The sequence below is a fragment of the Epilithonimonas sp. JDS genome (genome assembly GCF_021261315.1).
In the GTDB taxonomy this organism is placed as follows: domain Bacteria; phylum Bacteroidota; class Bacteroidia; order Flavobacteriales; family Weeksellaceae; genus Epilithonimonas.
The window spans coordinates 1-19,594 of the sequence record NZ_JAJSAX010000002.1 but is presented as its reverse complement, the minus strand read 5'-3'; the positions used below and the strand labels follow the sequence as shown (position 1 = coordinate 19,594).

At 38.7% G+C, this 19,594-nt stretch carries 14 protein-coding genes; 4 read left to right on the top strand and 10 right to left on the bottom strand.

Annotated features, from left to right (window positions below):
* Positions 1 to 244: 244 nt before the first annotated feature.
* From LUD75_RS06870 to LUD75_RS06825, 10 genes are all read right to left on the bottom strand, one after another.
* Positions 245 to 2,734, bottom strand: a complete 2,490-nt coding sequence (locus LUD75_RS06870; protein ID WP_232704941.1) for a hypothetical protein — start codon at positions 2,732 to 2,734, stop codon at positions 245 to 247.
* Between the two features lie 209 nt (positions 2,735 to 2,943).
* A complete protein-coding gene (locus LUD75_RS06865; protein WP_232704940.1) occupies positions 2,944 to 4,365 on the bottom strand; it encodes an efflux transporter outer membrane subunit in 1,422 nt (473 codons plus the stop codon).
* A gap of 211 nt (positions 4,366 to 4,576) precedes the next feature.
* A complete protein-coding gene (locus tag LUD75_RS06860; protein ID WP_232704939.1) occupies positions 4,577 to 7,747 on the bottom strand; it encodes an efflux RND transporter permease subunit in 3,171 nt (1,056 codons plus the stop codon).
* Between the two features lie 129 nt (positions 7,748 to 7,876).
* Positions 7,877 to 9,037, bottom strand: a complete 1,161-nt coding sequence (locus tag LUD75_RS06855; RefSeq protein ID WP_232704938.1) for an efflux RND transporter periplasmic adaptor subunit — start codon at positions 9,035 to 9,037, stop codon at positions 7,877 to 7,879.
* Positions 9,038 to 9,337: 300 nt separating this feature from the next.
* A complete protein-coding gene (locus tag LUD75_RS06850) occupies positions 9,338 to 9,934 on the bottom strand; it encodes a TetR/AcrR family transcriptional regulator (protein WP_232704937.1) in 597 nt (198 codons plus the stop codon).
* A 94-nt stretch (positions 9,935 to 10,028) separates the two neighbouring features.
* Entirely contained in the window at positions 10,029 to 11,048 is a 1,020-nt protein-coding gene (gene pelA / locus LUD75_RS06845; protein WP_232704936.1) for a pectate lyase, read from the bottom strand.
* Between the two features lie 158 nt (positions 11,049 to 11,206).
* Positions 11,207 to 11,791, bottom strand: coding sequence for a hypothetical protein (locus LUD75_RS06840; RefSeq protein ID WP_232704935.1), 585 nt, complete (start codon positions 11,789 to 11,791; stop codon positions 11,207 to 11,209).
* 24 nt (positions 11,792 to 11,815) lie between these two features.
* Positions 11,816 to 12,544, bottom strand: a complete 729-nt coding sequence (locus LUD75_RS06835; protein WP_232704934.1) for a hypothetical protein — start codon at positions 12,542 to 12,544, stop codon at positions 11,816 to 11,818.
* An 82-nt stretch (positions 12,545 to 12,626) separates the two neighbouring features.
* Entirely contained in the window at positions 12,627 to 12,941 is a 315-nt protein-coding gene (locus LUD75_RS06830) for a hypothetical protein (protein ID WP_232704933.1), read from the bottom strand.
* Between the two features lie 59 nt (positions 12,942 to 13,000).
* A complete protein-coding gene (locus LUD75_RS06825) occupies positions 13,001 to 13,486 on the bottom strand; it encodes a phosphate ABC transporter permease (RefSeq protein ID WP_232704932.1) in 486 nt (161 codons plus the stop codon).
* Positions 13,487 to 13,669: 183 nt separating this feature from the next.
* On the opposite strand from LUD75_RS06825, the gene nudK reads away from it, so the two are divergent.
* The 4 genes from nudK (at position 13,670) to LUD75_RS06805 (ending at position 19,509) form a co-directional block, all read left to right on the top strand.
* Positions 13,670 to 14,248 (top strand): GDP-mannose pyrophosphatase NudK, encoded by a 579-nt coding sequence (nudK, locus tag LUD75_RS06820; RefSeq protein ID WP_232704931.1) that lies wholly within the window; start codon positions 13,670 to 13,672, stop codon positions 14,246 to 14,248.
* A gap of 143 nt (positions 14,249 to 14,391) precedes the next feature.
* Positions 14,392 to 15,942 carry a SulP family inorganic anion transporter gene (locus LUD75_RS06815; protein WP_232704930.1) on the top strand — a complete coding sequence of 517 codons (1,551 nt, stop codon included), beginning with the start codon at positions 14,392 to 14,394 and terminating at the stop codon, positions 15,940 to 15,942.
* 109 nt (positions 15,943 to 16,051) lie between these two features.
* Positions 16,052 to 17,794 carry a DKNYY domain-containing protein gene (locus LUD75_RS06810; RefSeq protein WP_232704929.1) on the top strand — a complete coding sequence of 581 codons (1,743 nt, stop codon included), beginning with the start codon at positions 16,052 to 16,054 and terminating at the stop codon, positions 17,792 to 17,794.
* Positions 17,795 to 17,940: 146 nt separating this feature from the next.
* Positions 17,941 to 19,509 (top strand): type I restriction-modification system subunit M, encoded by a 1,569-nt coding sequence (locus LUD75_RS06805; protein ID WP_232704928.1) that lies wholly within the window; start codon positions 17,941 to 17,943, stop codon positions 19,507 to 19,509.
* Positions 19,510 to 19,594: the final 85 nt, after the last annotated feature.

Here is a 19,594-nt window from a genome sequence, read left to right as displayed (position 1 = left end):
ATTTAAATGAAATTTACTGAAAAAGACCTTTCCAAACTGCCCAGATAATAAGTAGTGGCAGGTTGATAATTCCGAAGATAAAATGCCTGAATGAGAGTTTTAGCCTCCCGATTTTTCCCTTTTCAAAATAGACAGATCTGACGTAAAGATCAAAAAAATTCATAACTTTTATTTTCCACAACAGTATCAAAGATAGTTCCTAATAGACAATTTATTGTTAAGAAATTGTTAAGTTTAGATTGTTTCAGATCACATATTTCTTGAGTCCCTCCATAATGCCCTGCCATAACATATTGAAGAAACTCTTGTCCGGATCCCGTTTTTTCTCGATCAGCACGTGCGTTGGTTCGCCCTTGGATTCGTTTTTTACAAACCAGTTGGCCATCGTCGACAATACTTTTCGTTCCTTTCCTTTTTTGTTGAGGAAATTCACGTACATATCATTGTATTTGAAATAAAATTTCCCGGCGATTCCGGCATTGGTACCATAATAATCGAACTTTAGATAGTCAATTTTTCCGTCCAGCGTAATATTCAGATATGGTCGTACAAATAAATTGACGTTGTCAGCAGAAAGCTTGAGAATGCTACCTTTGATTGTAAACTTGTCCTGCAAATCCATCACATCAAATTTCCAAACGATGTTGGTAGGCGCAGTTCCATAGAAAGCAAAATTAGCATCAGCCGTTATCACAGTTGGTCTTCCTTTGATTTTCCCGTTGTTGACATCATTAATTAAAATCCCAAAATTCTCAAATTCTAATTTTCCGGGAATGTTACTATTTTCTGCATTTTCCTCATAAACCAACGCTGAGTTTTTGATCAACACACTTTTGACAAACAAAGGCATTTTTACATTCCTCAATTTTTTACTGAATAATATTCTAGGATCGTGATCGTCTGCCGGAGCCAAATCGTGGTAAATATTACAATTCAAACCATCGATTTCGACTTTGCTAATATCAATCACAGGATTTCTGAATAAATCCGAATTTTTATCCGTAATGCCAATACTTTTAACCGAAATTGTATAGAGATCAGTCTCTTTCGCAATCACTTTGCTGAAGCCGGCTCTGGAGTACTTTGGCAGATATTTGAAATCTTTAATACCCGTTTTATTGCCTGTATTTTTAAGCTGAGCAATTTTAAGCGTATAATATTTTCCCGCATCAAGGTCAATTTTCTGAGCATTGATCAATCTTTTGCCAATCGTAACAGGTTTGTGATTTTTAAAATCTGCAGTGTTGGAAGACAATTGCTGTAAGTTGATGTCAAATTTGCCAACCGACAATTTCTGTTTTCCCTGACTGGTTTGAGACATTTTTCCATTCGAAATATTGATGAAGCCAAGTTTCGCTGCAAAATCGGGTAGAGTAGAACTGGATTTTTTCTGTTTTGGTTTTTGTTTGTGATTGGATGAAATTATTTTGATGTCAGGCGATTTGATTTCAATTCCGTCCATCAGGATATTCAGTTTTTGACCAATGTATTTTGTCTGGTTGTTTACGATCTTGATTTCGTCTGTATTGATGTTGAAAAGATCTTTGTTCGCAGATTTTGCCAAAGCCGTAACCTGAACTTTTTCGAACAGAATATTAGAATCGTGAGAATCGATTTTTTTAATTCTGACAGCCTGAAGTTTGTTGGCTTTAAAATAAATATTATCCGCTTCGATGTCATGATTGGTAAATCTGAAAGGGATTTTTTCTTTCACAGTATTTTTATCAAAAACGATGTTGCTGAGTTTGAAATTAAATTGATCAATTGAAGCTGTTTTGTCCAAATCAGCCTGCAAAACCACAATTTTACCTTTCTCAAAACTGATGTTTTTCAAACCGATTTTCATATCGATTTCTTTCGGATCTTTCTCCTTTTCAACAATGTTTTTTCCTGTGGAAGTGACTTTAAGATCCGGATGTTTAAAGATGATATCGGAAACAATCAAAGAATCCTCGCTCACATTGAAATCCTTTGCCAATAAGTTTTCAGAATAGAAATCAAAGATATTTTTCGCATTGTAATTGGCAGCTTTCTGCAATGGTTTGAGATGAAATTTCTTCAGTTCCAGTGTTTTGTTTGCAGCCAGAATTTCGTCAGCATCAACTTCATAAAATTCATTTACGCCTATTTTGACGCTTTTTGCATCGATCTTAAATTCCTGAAAAGCAATCGGAATCTTCGAATCGTTACCGCTTTGTTTGATGTCTTTCAGTTTGATGTTAATATTTTCTCCAACGAAAACCGGTTTTCCATCCGCATTTTTGATGTCTGCAAAAACATTATTAATCAAAATATTATTGATATGAATATCCGTCGCTTTCTTCTGTTTTTTTTCGTTTTTCTTTTTAGGAGCAAGTCTTACATTGATTTTAGAATCCGTTAAAAGCAATTGATCCGCGTGATAAGATTTGTTGAAAATGGCTTTCCAGATAGAAATATCATGAAGTTCTATTTTCTTCACAGTTCCATTGATCTGAGTGATAGAAAAATCTTTGGGATTTTTTGTGGAAATTTTCAATTCATCCGCAGTAAAATCACCTTTTAAAAGACTTAATGAAAAATCTTTCAACTCAATTTTGTAAGGTGTTTTATCGTTTACGAGATCTGGAAGTTTTCTTTGAAGATAGAAATCCAGAGCAAAGGGAAACGCCAAAATCAGAACCAGGAAACCAATTCCTATTCCCAAAAACCATTTTCTGCGTGTGTGTTTTTTCTCGTGTAATTTTTCGTTCATCAACTAGTTTTTTCTAATTTCAAATCTACACAAAAGATGTTCCAATAACTCAAAATATTGGTTTTGTAAATGATTATTTGCTAACTAAGCTTCAATTCTACAATTTTAATTTATTATTAATGAAAATAATTCAAAAAAAAATGGCCGGAACTTTTCCGACCATCTTTGTCACCGAAGTAACTTTTAACAAAAAATAACTTAAACTTTATTTATTTCCATCCGCCTCCCAGAGCTCTGTAAAGATCAACAATACTGCTGAGTCTTTGTCTCTTGATAGAAGCCAGATTTAATTCTGCCTGAAGTGAGTTGGCCTGAGCCGTGATCACTTCCAGATAGTTTGCCATTCCGCCTTTGTAAAGGAGTTCGGCACTTTTTATTCCGTCTTTCAACGTTGTCACTTGCTCAGAAGCTTTCACTTCCTGAAGTTTCAGATTTTCATTGGAAACCAATGCGTCAGAAACTTCGCCGACAGCATTCAAAACAGATTGTCTGAAAGCCAGAACGTTTTTCTCTCTCTGGATTTTTGCAACTGCCAAATCGGTTTTCAATTGTCTTTTCTGGAAAATAGGCTGTGTGATTCCTCCTAAAACAGAACCGAACATCGAAGCTGGAATCTGAAACCAATTATCAATTTTAAATGAATTCACACCACCGTTTGCGGTAATCCTCAAAGCCGGATACATACTTGCCTGAGCAATTCCCACAATCGAATTGGATTCCAGTAAAACCAATTCCTGCTGGCGAACATCCGGACGACGGCTCACCATCGCAGCGGGAATTCCTGCCGAGATATTTTGTGGTAAAGACGAATCGGACATTTCAATCGTTCTACTGATTTTATCTGGATTTTCACCCACCAAAATACTCAATGCATTTTCCTGAATGGCAATATTTTGTTCGAGTTGCGTAATCAAAAGTTCCGTAGATTCTGTTCTGGCTTTCGCCTGCTGAACGCCTAATGAAGTCGTTTCGCCGCCTTTCCAGATTTTCTCAGTCACATCTAAAGTATTTTTGCTGAGTTGCAGATTGGATTTTGCCACATTCATTTGTTTGTCAAGCATTAACAAATTGTAATAACCTTGAGCAATTGCTGCGACCACTTGCGTCTGAATCGCTTTTGAAGCTTCGTAAGTCTGCAAATATTGAACTCTGGAAACTTCCTGCTGATTTTTAATCTTTCCCCAAATATCAGCTTCCCAACTTAAATTGAAAGCCGCATTATAATCTTCAACGTGACTCTGACCTAAAAACAAATTTAGACTTTGCCCGTTCATACTGTTTTTTGAAGGTCTGGAAATCTGTCCAGAAACGCCAAAACTGATGTCCGGATATTGCAGATATTTTGCCTGATTCAATCGTTCTTGAGAAGAAGCGACTTGTTTCAAAGCGATCAGCAAATCATAGTTATTTTTGATTCCTTTTTCGATCAGATTTTGCAAGATCGGATCTTTGAAGAATTGTCTCCATTCCAAATCGGCGATGCTTGCAGTATCCGCGGTTGCCGTGTATTTGAATGTTTCCGGCAACTCTGGACTTACTTTATCCAAAGCTAATTTTGGCATGCAGGAAACCGCACTTGCGACTACCACTGATGATACCAAAATCTCTTTTATTTTTGTTATGATGTTCATTGATTTTCTTTTAGTTTTAAATTATTGACGTCTTGTTTTGGGCAGCTTTTTCCGCCTTCCGTTCCCAATCTTTTTTGCTCCAAGATTTCAGTCTAAATAGAACTTGAGTATAAGCAAAAAAGGATTTTCACTCAAGTCAGGCTGCGTAAGATTCCGCGTTCTAGACTTTCTGAAGTCCCTCTCTCTTGGAGAGGGATTAGGGAGAGGATTATTAAATATAATTTAAAGCCGCTTTTTCTTTTTTCATTTTACGTTTCTTTCTGCTTGGCATTTTCTCGTGCAGATATTGGAAAATCACGTACATCACCGGAATAATGAAAATCCCGAAGACAACACCCGTAAACATCCCACCAACAGTACTAATTCCGATCGAATGATTTCCTTTCGCCGCAGCACCTTGCGACCAAACCAATGGTAACATCCCGATGATAAATGCGAATGATGTCATCAAAATTGGTCTTAATCTTAATCTTGAAGCTTGAAGTGCAGATTCGATTAAAGTCTTTCCAGCTTTTCTTCTTTGAACTGCAAATTCCACAATCAGAATCGCATTTTTTGCAAGCAATCCAACGAGCATAATTAATCCAACCTGAACGTAAATATTATTGTCAATTCCAGCCAAACCTGTAAAAGCATAAACTCCGAAAATCCCTGTAGGAATCGTCAAAATGATGGCGAAAGGCAAGATGTAACTTTCGTACTGCGCTGCTAATAGGAAGTACACAAACAAAATACTCAACATAAAGATGAAAGCCGTTTGTCCGCCGGTTTGTCTCTCTTCACGTGTGATTCCTGTCCATTCGTAGCCGTAACCTCTTGGTAATGAATTTTTTGCCGTTTCTTCCACCGCTTTGATTGCGTCTCCTGTACTATAACCGGGTTTCGGCGTTCCATTGATTGTTACGGCATTGAAAAGGTTGTTTCTTGTAACTGTTTCTGGTCCGAAAGATCTTTTCAAAGTCACCAATGTTTTTACCGGAACCATTTCACTTTGATTATTCTTTACATAGATTCCTTCCAATGAGTTTGCATCGGTCCTGTAAGGAATATCTGCTTGAGCCATTACTCTGTAATATTTTCCAAATCTGTTGAAATCTGAGACGAAACTACTTCCGTAATAAATCTGCATAGTCTGCATCAAATCGTTGACAGAAACGCCTAACTGATTGGCTTTGTCGGCATCAACCTGAATGGTATACTGAGGATTTCCTGCCGCATAAGTTGTGAATGCAAAGGCAATTTCCGGACGTTTCATCAGTTCTCCAATAAAAGCCTGAGTCGTAGTTCCCAATTGTTCAAAAGAACCATTGGTTTTATCCTGAAGCATAAATTCGAAACCGGAAACGTTACCAAAACCTTGAACAGTAGGGAAGTTGAAGAAGAAAGCACTCGCATCTTTTACCTGCGCTACTTTTCCTGTCAGCCCCGCGGCGATCTGATCCGGATCTTTTACGTCGCCACGATCTTCGTAATCCTTAAGTTTGATAAAACCGGCAGAGTAGGGCGATGCATTGGCATTACTAATGAAATTCAAACCGTCAGAAACCCAAAGATATTTGGCTACATTTTCCTTTTCTATAATCTTATCAATTTGTTTTGTCGCTTTGTTGGTTCTTTCCAATGAACTTCCAGGAGGCGTATTCACAGCATATAAAACAAAACCTTGATCTTCCGTTGGAATGAATCCAGAAGGCGCTTTATTGACTAAGAAAATTGTAATAGCCGTAATCAATACAAGTCCACCAACGCTGACCCATTTGTTTTTGATTAAGAATTTAAGACTGTAAATATATTTTTTAGTCAGATTATTAAAGCTTGTATTAAAGGCATTGAAAAATCTGGATCCGAAACCTGTTTTTTGATGGTGCTCGCCGTGTTCACCTTGAGGATCATTAAGTAAAAGCGCACATAAAGCAGGACTCAATGTCAATGCATTAATAGCTGAAATCAAAATAGCAATGGCTAATGTGAAAGCAAACTGTCTGTAGAAAACACCTGCCGGACCTTGCATAAATCCAACCGGAATAAACACCGCCGACATTACCAAAGTGATGGAAATAATCGCTCCCGATATCTCAGTCATCGATTCTCTTGTAGCTTGATCAACTGGTAATCCCGTATGTTCCATCTTGGAATGGACGGCTTCTACAACCACAATCGCATCATCGACGACAATACCAATGGCGAGAACCAAAGCAAATAAGGTCAACATATTGATGCTGAATCCGAATAAATTCAGGAAGAAAAATGTACCTATAATCGCAACCGGAACCGCAATTGCCGGAATCAAAGTCGATCTGAAATCCTGAAGGAAAATATAAACCACAATGAAAACCAGGATAAATGCAATCACCAAAGTCTCCACAACTTGATGAATAGACGCATCCAAAAAGTCTTTGGAGTTGTACATAATGATTGGTTTCACTCCTTTTGGAAGTGTTGTTTTGAATTCTTCAACCTGTCTTTCAACTTCGGTTAGGATTTCATTTGCGTTAGATCCTGCAGTTTGAAGAATTGCGAAACCAGCTACAGGCTTGCCATCAACTCTGTTCGCTGCGGTGTAACTGTAAGATCCGAATTCTACTCTGGCAACATCTTTCAATCTTAGGAAAGAACCGTCGCTATTGGATTTTACAACAATATTTTCGTAATCTTCGTTTTTGTTTAGTTTCCCTTTATACTTTAAAATGTATTCGTAAGTTTCCGTACTTCCTTGTCCGAAACGTCCAGGCGCAGCTTCAAGATTGCTGTTTTTAACCGCTGCCAAAACTTCCTGAGGCGACAGATTATTATCAGCGAGACGATCCGGTTTCAACCAGATTCTCATCGAATAGTCTTTAGATCCAAAAACCTGAGCCTGAGCAACTCCCGGAATACGCTGAAGCTGCGGAATGATATTGATCTTCATATAATTCTGAAGAAAAAGCTCGTCGTATTGTTTAGGATCATCACTCGTGATTCCCATAAACATAATGAAACTGTTCTGAACTTTCTGAGTCGAAATCCCTGCCTGAACAACCTCTTGAGGAAGCTGACTCATCGCTTTGGAAACTCTGTTCTGAACGTTTACCGCTGCATTATCAGGATCTGAACCTTGTTTGAAAAAGATACTCAAAGTCATCGATCCATCGTTACTGGAATTCGAAGTCATGTAAGTCATATTCTCCACACCGTTTACCGCTTCCTCAATTGGATTGGCTACAGAACGGGCAACAACTTCGGCGTTAGCGCCGGGATAAGATGCCGTTACCTGCACGCTTGGTGGCGCAATATCGGGGAATAACGTGATCGGCAATTGGAACACCGAGAGCAATCCCAATAATAATAAGATGATCGAAATAACCGTTGAGAGTACCGGTCTTTCTATGAATTTTTTGAACATAAGAAGTATAGTTTTAAGTGGCGTTCGGCAAATAGCTTTTGGCAATTAGCTTTAAAGCCAATTTTTAAAAATTAGTAATAATTAAATCTTTAGTTAGCCATTAGCAAAAAGCCAAAAGCTATCAGCTATTTACAGTGGCGTTGCTGTCAATAAGCTGTCAGAAGAAATCATTTTTGGTTTGATTGGCGCGCCGTCTTTCAAGCTGCCTAATCCGGTGTAAACGATCTGATCACCTTTTTTAAGGCCTTCAGAAATGAAATAGTAATTTTCGGTTTTTCCTGAAATCGTAATTGGTTTACTGGTCACGGTTTTGTCTTTTCCAAGAACATAAACGTAAGTTTTATCCTGAATTTCGAAGGTTGATTCTTGCGGAATAACAACTGCATTTGATAGTAGCTGTGGCATTCTTACTTTTCCGGTGTTTCCGCTTCTCAAAGTTCCGTTTGGATTTGGGAAAGTGGCACGAACCGTGATTGCACCTGTACTTTTATCGAATTGACCGTCAATCATTTTCATTTTTCCTTTTTCAGAATAAGTCGTGTTATCAGCAATGACTAAATCTACCAAAGGCATATTTCTCATTTTTTCTTCAAGCGTTGCGCCGACGTATTTCTTTTGGAAAGCGATAAAATCGATTTCACTGATGGAGAAATAAGCATAGATTTCGCTGATGTCAGAAACGTAAGCAAGTGGAGTAGCGTCGGTTCTGGAGATTAAACTTCCTTTTTTGTAAGGAATTCTGCCAAGATAGCCGCTGACAGGTGCTGTAATTGTAGTAAATCCGTTTGTAATTCTGGAACCACTCAAAGAAGCTTTGGCCTGAGCAGCGGTTGCAACTGCGACGGCGTAATTGGCTTTTGCAGTTTTCAGCTGAACGTCAGAAACCACTTTTTCAGCAACTAGAGTCGTCAATCTGTCAACTTCCACTTTCATTTTCTGAATATTGGCGTTTGCGGCTTGTAGATTGGCACTTGCCATATTCACCTGTTCGCCGTAAGATCTGGAATCGATTTTGAATAAAGGTTGTCCAGCTCTTACGAAAGCACCTTCTTCCACATAAATTTTGTCCAGATAACCATCAACCTGAGATCTGATCTCCACATTGTTTTTTCCTTCCAAAGCGGTCGGGAATTCCTGAAAAGTAGAAGTGTTGGAAGTGATGACAGTATAGATAGGCAATTCTGGAGCTGGTGGCGGTGCGCCTGCGCCTTCTGCCGCTTTTGTACAGTTTTGTAAAAGTATAATACTCGATAGAAGTATGATAAATTTTATTTTAGTGATAGTTTTCATTTTGAAGTTTGAATTTTAGATTAAGTTAGATATGTTCTTAATAGTTTTGTAGTTATTTTTCCTAACAGTGTTAATGATTTGTTCAAAAAAATATAACATTCGCTGGTGTTTAGATTTTAGTTTCCATAATAGTTTAATTTTAAAATTGATTTCTGAAGTTGCTTAAAATTGTTAGTATAGCTAACGGTGTTAATGTTTTATGGTAAAAATTGACTTCTTGAAAGATTTAAAACTTAAAAAGTCTCAGATTAATTTAATGTTAATTTTCCTAACGGTGTTAATTTGAAAGCCAAAAAAAAATTACAATGATTTAATGAACGCAGAAACAGTTTCGTCCAGCGTCGTTTTATTCATTGTAGAAGGAATATCTGCATTTCTCATCATCATAATAGAAATCAAACCGTGAACGGCTGAAAACAAAGCGTGAGAAGAGTGGCAGGCATTATCCGGATTTGAACCTTTTTTATTGATGATTTCTAAGGTACATTCATAAAGCATATCCTGAAATGAGGAAAATTCTTCCTTCATCATTCCTTTTCCGCTGCACTGCATTCCCAATCCAAACATCAGCTGGTAATATTCTTTATTCTTAAATGCAAATTTCCAGTAAGCATCCACAATTGCAGTTAGCTGATCTTCCGGTGCATCGTGTTTCTTCTGAGCTTTCAGTAATTCGATGTGTAACTGATGGAAACCATTTAATGAAATTTCATATAAAATTGCTTCCTTGTTTTCAAAGTAATCATAAACTACCGGTGCACTGTATTCAATCGCATCGGCAATTTTACGGATAGAAAGTGAAGCCCAACCTTCAGTCTTGGCCAAGTTGAAAGCCTCCTGCAAAATATTTGCACGGATAGATTCCTTTTCTCTTTGACGACGTTCGTGTAAGCCCATTATTTTATTTTTCTAACAGCGTTAGCAAAACTACAACTAAAACTTCTTAAATACCAAACAAATTTCTTTTTTTAACATTAAGTTATAACATCATCTACTCAGAAAGATGGTTTGAAGTCAGCCATTTAGGGAATTCTTTATCGGTCAGTTTACTGGCAAAATCAATGTACCAGCTGTATCCGTTGCGTCGTTCTTCGGATATTTCTTCATAATTATTTTTGATGCTGCCATCGCGGTCTCCGAAAATTGGTTTGTTAATTTTGATGTCATAAAATCTTGCCCAGACAACAGAACCTTTTTCTTCTTCCAAAACCCTGATCTTTTTGCCATTCACTTCCTTAACCTTATAGCTGTAACCTTCAATTTTGTACTGCTTAAACCATTTTACAGCACTTTTAATTGATTTTTCGATTTCTGGCGTTACAGGTTGCATCATTAAAAATCTGACAATTCCAACAGATTCTCCAGTTGCTAATGAAACTGGCTCAAAAGCTCTGGCCTTTGCAGGTTGAAGTGTAATCTCATCATATTGATCTGCCCAGATTGTCGGAATGCCATTCTGTAAAACCTGATTTTTCAGAATACAGTCGATTCCTTTTTTGAGTGCTGTTTTTGATTTTAATTTTAATTCAGAACTTACGGCGTCAAAATCATTTTTACCTTCAGAAGCATTATAAAGTATAGTCAATGCGTTGATCATTGCATTGTCATTGTAGGTAATCTGTTTGCGGTAAATCTGCTTGTTGGGATAGTATTGCGGAAATCCGCCATTTTCATACTGCATCAAAAGCAAGTATTTAATACCTTTTTCCGCAGCAGAAAGATAGGCTGGATTTTTAGTTGATTTGTAAGCTTTAAGGAGGATATTGATTTCCCTCGTCGTTGCACTATTGTCGATGGTGGCGTGATCGTCACCAGTGGATTTTATTTTTTCCAGTAATGCTTTATCGAGAGGCAAATTGTAATTAACAGCTTTGCCGTCATTGAGTTGTTTTCCCCAGGCTCCGATTGGTAATTGATATACCAATAATTTGTCAGCCAGTGTATCTTTTGTCTGCGCGACAGAACTGCCTGCAACAAGTATAGAAAAGAATGTGATAATTCCTGTTTTCATTTTTGATATTAAGTAAATAATGTACAAATTAAGCATTATTAATATTAAAATGATAATTAATTTTTAGTTTCTGAACAGATCAGAATCGTTAGGCAGAATTGATCCTCACTTGAAAAATTTTAAAATTTCAATCAGAGGTCGCTCTTAATACTTTCCAATTAATCTGGGGAATGATTGACAGTCACGATCACCTTGTCTTTTTCATCATTGAATTTAATAATGGTAACACCGCCGGGAAACAGAAGCTCTAATTCCAGCATATTTTGTTTGGGATAAGTGTAAGTTACGGAAATCGGACATTCTTCAAAGCTTGCAATGTGTTTGGCTTTGGGCATCTGCTTTTCCAGATATTTACCGTCATCATTGCTGTTGTTGCTTTTTCGGAACGCGTCATAAGCTTCGGCCAGATTATAATTTTTATATAGACATTCCGTCACATAACCAGTTTCCATATCACCGCCTTGGTCTTTGCAGACAATCGTTTTTTTGTTTTGTATCTCACTTTGACTTTCAGATGAATTGTTGGTTCCTTGCAATTTATGTGCTGCAGAATCCCGCTTGTTCAGTCTGATTTCGGAGTTTGAATTTTTATCGGTGTCTTTATCAGTAGCGGATTTCGAAAATAATTTTGAGCTTTTATATCCTTTTTTGACAACCTCTGACCTCGATAATAGGACAGTAAATGACAACGCGCCGATCATTAAAATAAATAGGGTAAGGAGTAGAAATATTCTGGTTTTCATTTTTCATCAGTTTTTTGGTGGTTATTATTGATAGGTCTTGCCGTTATATTTCAGAATTTTGGTGCTGTTTTTATGGGTTACTTTTTCAACACAGTCATCTTTTATCGAAATGCTTTTGGTGTATGTCGTTTTACTTTTAACAATCAGATTTTTGAAGCCGTTTGTCTTATTTTTGTCAATATCGATGTGGCCTGTACTGTCTTCAAACTCGCCTGCACATTTAGTGTCCCATTCACCGCCAGCCGAATCTATTTTGTAATTGTTGAGAATCTGTTCTAAGGTATTATTCTGGACTATATAAAGAGAAAGATCTGTATTGTGGGATGGATTTGGCTGGCTGCCGTTTCTGTAGCTTGCGCGGATTCCAAAAGCTCTTGTGTTTTCATTAAGCTGGTAAAGCCCTGTGTCAATCGTGATATCCCAAAGAGCCATCGCATCGGAAGTCCACGCATTCGGTTCAATGTATTTGTACAGAATTTTCCCCGAAGTATTGTCTGCAATGATGATATAGGCATCCAGTTCCAGATAGAGATTTCCGTACTCATCAGTTTCGTTCACTCTGTATTTCGGGATCACCATCAGCGTGTTGGAAGGTTTATTGGGCAGAACCTTTTCTCGGTACAGCGGTTCGTGGATGTCTTTTTTGTTCAGTTTCAGCTGTGAAAGAACATTATCTAGAAGTCTGCTATTTTCCTGAGCATTAGCGTGGTAGAAAAAGAAGGTCAGCAGGAGTAAGGTGATCGCTTTTTTCATAAGTTGTGTTATTAGTCATAAAATAAGCGCAACACAATTCAAGCCAAACCGGCGCTGATAAAGCATTATCTTTAATTTTCAATCAGCTGCCGGATTGCAGAAGTCCTTTTTTGAGACTGAAATAAAAGAGGTTAATCAAAATTAAAAAGGAAACAATGATGATAATGATGACAGAAAACATCTGAAACAAAGCTTCCGAAAACGCCTGGCTTTCTGCATTGCAGTCGATCTCATCGCCCCAGAAGTCAATGCCTTTTTCGCCTTCAAACATTGTATCACTACAGGCTGAATATTCCGGAATGATCAGCAGAACATAAATTAAAAGCAGCGGAATCACCACAATCATTAATAAGACATTGATGAATTTTAGAATTTTAAGTTTCTGATGCAAAATCATTTTGATAATAGTTGATTTTTCAGGAGAGCCAAGATTTTGAATAATGTTCTGATCTGTAATTATTTTACTTTTTTAAGCGTTACAAGACCGTGATGAAGCCAGATGCCAAACACGCCGGTTTTTGTCAGAAAAGCCTTGTCACCTCTCAAATCTACAGTCGTATTCGCTTCCGTTTGGCAGATGAAGAAATGACCGCCGTCAATGCAGTTCATTTTGCCGGCTTTATGAAGGCCTGTCCATCCAAACTCCTTGTACTCATCATTTTCTGGGGTGAAAAGGAATCTTCGCACCATTGTAGAATCTTTTTTAGCTTCCTGCTCAGAGATGATTGTCCAGCGTTCAAGATCTGTCTGCAGCTTAACGGGAAGATCATCGGCTTTGAGATCCGGTAGTTTTACGATAGTCAGATTTCCTGCACTTTTGCTAAGATCACCAGTGGGATAGACGGCGTATTCGCCCGACCAGAGATCTGCTGTGGCTGTTTTCTGAGCCTTTAAAGTATCACTGAAAACGATTGCAGTCAAAATCAGGAAGAAGTATTTCATTAGTTATTGTGTTTTGGTTTCACTAAAGATAATGAATATTTTGAGGATAAGTAAGCCTTTTGTGCTGATTTATATAAATATTAGTAATTATCCGAATCTGCTATATGATAACATTAAGATTCCCGTTATTACTTTGCAGGCAAGATGATTACACATTATAATCAGCTGCTTTAACCATAAACTATGAAAAACTTCAACATCACAAAGACAGAAATCCTGTCCGACAATTGGTATGTCCTTAGAAAGATCACTTATGAGTACCTTCAGAAAGACGGCACATTGCAGACCCAAAGCAGGGAAGCTTATGATCGGGGAAACGGTGCAACCATTCTGCTGTACAACAAAGAATCCCAAACCGTCATCCTTACCAGACAATTCAGGATTCCGACTTACGTCAATGGTAATGCGGATGGGATGATGATAGAAGCGTGCGCCGGATTGCTGGATCAGGACAATCCCGAAGACTGCATCAGAAGAGAAACGGAGGAGGAAACAGGCTACAAAATCAGGGAAGTGAAGAAAGTCTATGAAGCGTATATGTCACCGGGATCTGTCACAGAAATTCTCTATTTCTTCATCGCTGAATATTCCAAAGCAATGAAAGTCAGCGACGGCGGCGGACTGGAAGAAGAAGCTGAAAACATCGAAGTCCTGGAATACCAGTTCTCACAAGCCTTAGAAATGATCAAGTCAGGCGAAATCAAAGATGCCAAAACTATAATGCTGCTCCAGTATCTCAAAATCGAAGGTATTTTATCATAATTGCGGTTTTGAGAACGATACAGGAAACTGGTGACCTATTCATGACTGTTTCAGCATAGAAATTGGAGACTTAGACACTCGCAGCCAGCAACGGCGGGTGAATTTTGTTTTCGTACTTTTGCCGCTATTATTTCATTATCCCAATGCTTGCAGACGCCTTCAATTTCTCAGACCTCAGACAGATCAACATTAAAACCGAAATTCTGGCAGGTTTAACCGTCGCAATGACGATGATTCCCGAGTCGCTTTCATTTGCAATTCTCGCAGGACTATCACCGTTGACCGGACTTTATGCCGCATTTCTGATGGGAATTGTCACAGCCATTTTAGGCGGTCGTCCCGGAATGGTTTCCGGTGGGGCAGGTGCTACAGTGGTTGTGCTGATGGCTTTGGCGGCTTCACACGGCGTTCAGTATTTGTTCGCTGCTGTGGCGTTAGCCGGATTGTTTCAGATTCTGGTGGGTGCTTTTAAGCTGGGGAAATTTGTGCGACTGATTCCTCAGCCTGTGATGTACGGCTTCCTGAATGGCCTGGCGATTATTATCTTCATGGCGCAGGTGGTTCAGTTCAAAACGGTTGAAAATGGCGTCAGCTCCTGGCTCACCGGCTCAGCCTTATATGTGATGCTTGGACTAACGGCTTTGACGGTTGCCATTGTTTTAATTGTTCCAAAAATTACCAAAGCAGTTCCGGCATCTTTGATTGCCATTATAATTGTTTTTGCTCTGGTTTATGGCTTTAATATTGACACAAAAAAAGTCATTAATATAGCCAGTGTCAGCGGCTCTTTACCAAGCTTTCATATCCCTTCCGTTCCTTTTAATCTGGAGACTTTAAAAGTGATTTTTCCTTATGCGATGATTATGGCCGGCGTTGGTTTGATAGAATCACTCCTGACCCTGAATATGGTAGACGAAATCACCAATACCAAAGGCAACTCCAACAAAGAAGCGGTTGCTCAGGGGGCGGCCAACATTACCAATGCTTTTTTCGGTGGAATGGGCGGTTGTGCAATGGTAGCACAGACTTTTGTTAATATCGGTGCCGGCGCAAGATCGAGACTTTCTGCAATGATTGGCGCAATGACTATTCTGTTCATCATTCTGATTGGCGGTCCGGTGATCGAGCAGATCCCGATGGCTGCTCTGGTAGGCGTGATGATGATGGTGGCGATCAGTACATTTGAGTGGGCATCTTTTCGGATCATTACCAAGATGCCGAGATCCGATATTTTTGTCGGAATGCTGGTAGCTTTGATTACCGTAATTCTTCACAATCTGGCTTTGGCAGTTCTGGTTGGTGTAGTGATTTCGGCTTTGGTATTTGCATGGGACAATGCCAAGAGAATCCGCGCAAGAAAGAGCATCAATGCCGACGGCAGCAAATTATATGAGATCTATGGACCATTATTCTTTGGAAGCACAACGGCTTTTCTGGAGAAGTTCGATGTTGCGGATGATCCCGAAACCATCATTATCGATTTTAAGGAATCCCGGATCGCAGATATGTCAGCTTTGGATGCGCTTAAAAAAATAACCGACAAATACCAGTCTCAAAACAAAACCGTCAAAATCAAAAACCTCAGCAGAGACTCCCGCAGAATGATCGGCCAGGCCTCAGGCTTTTTAGAAATCACCCTTCACGAAGACGATATCAGCGCCGCTCAGCCTGCATCACCATCTAAGAAAGTATAAGCATTCGCTAATCGTATTACGAATAACGCTGTTTGAGACTTTCGAAGCCGAAATTTGGCTTGATATTTACTTCTACCTTGAAGTGGATTAATAAATAATCAGTCAGCTTATGATGTACAAATACCGGTTTTTCATCTATGGTTTTTTTATTCTGATGTTTGGAATCTCCTTTGCGGTGATTTCAATCAGCCTTTCTGCTAAGGAAGATTCCATTGGTTACAGTACAGAGAAAATAGAACTCAATGGTATTTTCTCCATTTACGAAGGCAAGGTTTATGCGATGGTTCCCAGTAATGGCTACTATGAAGTCAAGGGAGCAGATCCGTCAACCTTTAAAGTGATTCCCGACAATTTTACAGATGCCCACATTGGATATGACAAACAGCACGTCTATGCCGGAAATATCATTCTGAAAGGGCTGAATCCCAACAAACTTAAAGTCGTGGGGAATAATTATTACACCGACGGCGAAACTTCATATTACTGCGCCCGAAATTCTGAGAAAAACGAATCCCTCAGTGCGGTGGGTTTCATTCTTCAGTTAGCCGGTCAGAGTTTGGGGATTGCAGACAAGCCGCAGAACTATTGGTATCCGTTTGTTGAGTTGCCAAAGCATCAGATTTATGAATCCAGACCCGCCTTCGCAACCGCGGCTAATGCTCATAAAGCTTTTTACAAAGGACTTGAATTACCGCAAGCCGATCCTAAAACAATCCGGCCCATCCAGATCCGTTATTGGGATGGTGACAAGCGGGAAAGCGAATTCTACCGCACCGACGGCAAAAGAGTTTATTATGAAAACCAACTGCTCCCGTTGGCCTACAATACAAGTCTCCACGAGATCGGTATCGAGTCAGATCTGCCTTCCCGAAACGCTTATCTTATTGACCCTGAAAAAGGAATGGTCTATGCAGACGGTCATTCTTTCGATCTTGCCAAAGCACCTTACCGATTGATCAGTGAACATCTGGAACATGCCAATCAGGCGTTGTTTGCTGCCAAAGATGGTCTCTATTTTTACAATTCGGAATCGAAAAAAGTAGAAAAGGCTGCCGACAATCCTTTTCAGAATAACCGTTTTGAGGAGATTTCGCACGATGTCTTTTCGAGTGGTAACAGGATCTACTATCTGCAAGCTTCCGAACACTGGGGCAAGAAAACAGGACTTCAAAGCCGCTCAACACATTTGCTGGAGTTAGAGAATGTGCAGGCCTCGAATTTAAAAAAGATAAGCAATGAAGCGGTTACTTATGGCAGTGTCTGGCAGGCGGGAAGCCGGTATTTCTATTTTGATGATCTGGGCAGTTCGCAGTTGATGTCGTCCGCTGTTTATGAAATCAAAGATCAGGCAACTGTCAGGTATCTGACTACTTCAAAAGAATTAGGATCCGACGACATCCGGCAACTCAGCCGTTCCGGAAAATTGTCGCCTGCAAATGCAAAAAATGTAGCAACCGCTACCACACCTTTTGGCTATGACTGGTACGATTCCTACTGGATTATTTTTGGCGGTATTGCCTTTGTATTGCTCATTGTGTTTCTGATGCGAAATAAAAGGGTAGATCCTTACCTCATCAAAGACGGTTACCTCATTATCAACAACCTGCTGTTCACCAAGTACAAAATTACTGACATCGACAAAATCATCTTCCGGGTCGAAAGATCCATCAAAGGCGGCGGCTACGGTGGCAGAATGCAGATAAAAATGAAAAACGGAAAAACAAGCCGTAACACCATTTTCTCCACCAAAGTGACCCTCACGCCGGAATCTGAAACAACTGTCAAAACTTATATCAATGTGTTGCGGGGAGAGTTGGCGAAGGAGGGGATTAGTAGTGAGATGGACAGATAGAATTCAAACAATTTTTTCATTTTAATGAGATTGAAATTTTTAATTTAGGCTAATGGGTTTTTATGGATTTCCGTAAGGTGTTGGTGGTTTTTTGGTTATATTTGGCAAAATATCAAATAACCAAGAATTTTAATTAGGGATTTAAAATGTCAGAAGAACAAAGACGTCAGTTGCAGCAGCAACTTTGGAATATTGCCAATACTTTAAGAGGGAAAATGGATGCCGACGAATTTCGGGATTACATTTTAGGATTTATTTTCTATAAATATCTGTCTGAGAAGATTCATTTTACAGCCAACAAAATTTTATTAGATTCTGGAGAAGACATTGATTACAATGATGTTGATGAAAATACAGAGGAAGGAAAAGAAATCGTTCAGGCAATTTATGAAGAGGTTGTTGAAGATTTAGGATATTTCTTAAAACCATCAGAACTTTTCAGTAATATTGCTAAAAAGGGCCATCAAAAAGAGGAAGGAAAATCAAATTTTATCCTTGCAGAACTTTCAAAGATTCTTACTAATATAGAGCAATCTACTTTAGGTACTGATAGTGAAGACGATTTCGACAATCTTTTCGAAGATTTAGATTTAACTTCTTCCAAATTAGGGAAAACCGAAGATGAGAAAAATACGTTGATTTCCAAAGTGTTGTATCATCTGGATGATATAGATTTCAATCTTTCTGATACCAATGCCGATGTTTTGGGTGACGCTTATGAATATTTGATTTCACAATTTGCAAGTGGAGCAGGCAAGAAAGCAGGGGAATTCTACACACCTCAACAAGTTTCTACCATTTTGGCTAGAATCGTTACCAGCAGAAAATCCCAGTTGAAATCCGTATATGACCCAACTTGCGGAAGTGGTTCTTTGCTCCTTCGTGTTGCCCGCGAAGCAAAAGTAAGTGATTTCTACGGTCAGGAAATGAACCGAACCACTTACAACTTAGCGCGAATGAATATGATTCTTCACGGAGTCAATTACAGTAATTTCGATATCAAGCAGGAAGATACGCTTGAGAAACCCCAACACCTTGATAAAACTTTTGATGCTATTGTCGCCAATCCGCCCTTTTCTGCAAATTGGAGTAGCAATGAACTTTTATTGTTAGATGAGCGTTTCTCACAATATGGAAAATTAGCTCCGGCTTCAAAAGCTGATTTTGCTTTTATCCAGCATATGATTCATCATTTGGATGAGAACGGAATTATGGCAGTGGTAATGCCTCACGGAGTTTTGTTCCGTGGTGCAGCGGAATTGGTTATTCGTAAATATCTGATTAAAGAGAAAAATTATCTGGATGCTGTAATCGGTTTACCTGCCAATATTTTCTTTGGTACAAGCATTCCGACTTGTATACTAGTCTTTAAGAAATGCAGAGAACAGGACGAGGATGTTCTGTTTGTGGATGCAAGCAAAGAATTTGAAAAACAAAAAAATCAAAATGTATTGCTTCCAAAACATATCAATAAAATTGTTGATATGTACCAGGAAAGAAAAGCGGAAGAGAAATTCTCTTATCTTGCTACTTTGCAGGAAATTGCTGATAATGATTACAACCTGAATATCCCTAGATATGTAGATACTTTTGAAGAGGAAGAAGAAATCGACATCCAAGCGGTAATGGCGGAAATTAAGGAGCTTGAAGCAAAGCGCTCTCAACTTGATCTTGAAATTGAAGTTTATTTAAAAGAATTAGGATTAGTAAGTTAATTTTTTTTGACTTTAAAATATCCTTAATTTTTATAGCAGTAACAATAAATTATCAAGATGACAGAAAAAAATAAAAGTATCAGAA

Bases quoted from the DNA above. Each gene is read 5' to 3' on its own strand.
- LUD75_RS06870 (WP_232704941.1), bottom strand. From the start codon at position 2,734: ATGAACGAAAAATTACACGAGAAAAAACACACACGCAGAAAATGGTTT.
- pelA (WP_232704936.1), bottom strand. From the start codon at position 11,048: ATGAAAACAGGAATTATCACATTCTTTTCTATACTTGTTGCAGGCAGT.
- LUD75_RS06815 (WP_232704930.1), top strand. From the start codon at position 14,392: ATGCTTGCAGACGCCTTCAATTTCTCAGACCTCAGACAGATCAACATT.
- LUD75_RS06810 (WP_232704929.1), top strand. From the start codon at position 16,052: ATGATGTACAAATACCGGTTTTTCATCTATGGTTTTTTTATTCTGATG.
- nudK (WP_232704931.1), top strand. From the start codon at position 13,670: ATGAAAAACTTCAACATCACAAAGACAGAAATCCTGTCCGACAATTGG.
- LUD75_RS06840 (WP_232704935.1), bottom strand. From the start codon at position 11,791: ATGAAAACCAGAATATTTCTACTCCTTACCCTATTTATTTTAATGATC.
- LUD75_RS06805 (WP_232704928.1), top strand. From the start codon at position 17,941: ATGTCAGAAGAACAAAGACGTCAGTTGCAGCAGCAACTTTGGAATATT.
- LUD75_RS06860 (WP_232704939.1), bottom strand. From the start codon at position 7,747: ATGTTCAAAAAATTCATAGAAAGACCGGTACTCTCAACGGTTATTTCG.
- LUD75_RS06825 (WP_232704932.1), bottom strand. From the start codon at position 13,486: ATGAAATACTTCTTCCTGATTTTGACTGCAATCGTTTTCAGTGATACT.
- LUD75_RS06830 (WP_232704933.1), bottom strand. From the start codon at position 12,941: ATGATTTTGCATCAGAAACTTAAAATTCTAAAATTCATCAATGTCTTA.
- LUD75_RS06850 (WP_232704937.1), bottom strand. From the start codon at position 9,934: ATGGGCTTACACGAACGTCGTCAAAGAGAAAAGGAATCTATCCGTGCA.
- LUD75_RS06865 (WP_232704940.1), bottom strand. From the start codon at position 4,365: ATGAACATCATAACAAAAATAAAAGAGATTTTGGTATCATCAGTGGTA.
- LUD75_RS06855 (WP_232704938.1), bottom strand. From the start codon at position 9,037: ATGAAAACTATCACTAAAATAAAATTTATCATACTTCTATCGAGTATT.
- LUD75_RS06835 (WP_232704934.1), bottom strand. From the start codon at position 12,544: ATGAAAAAAGCGATCACCTTACTCCTGCTGACCTTCTTTTTCTACCAC.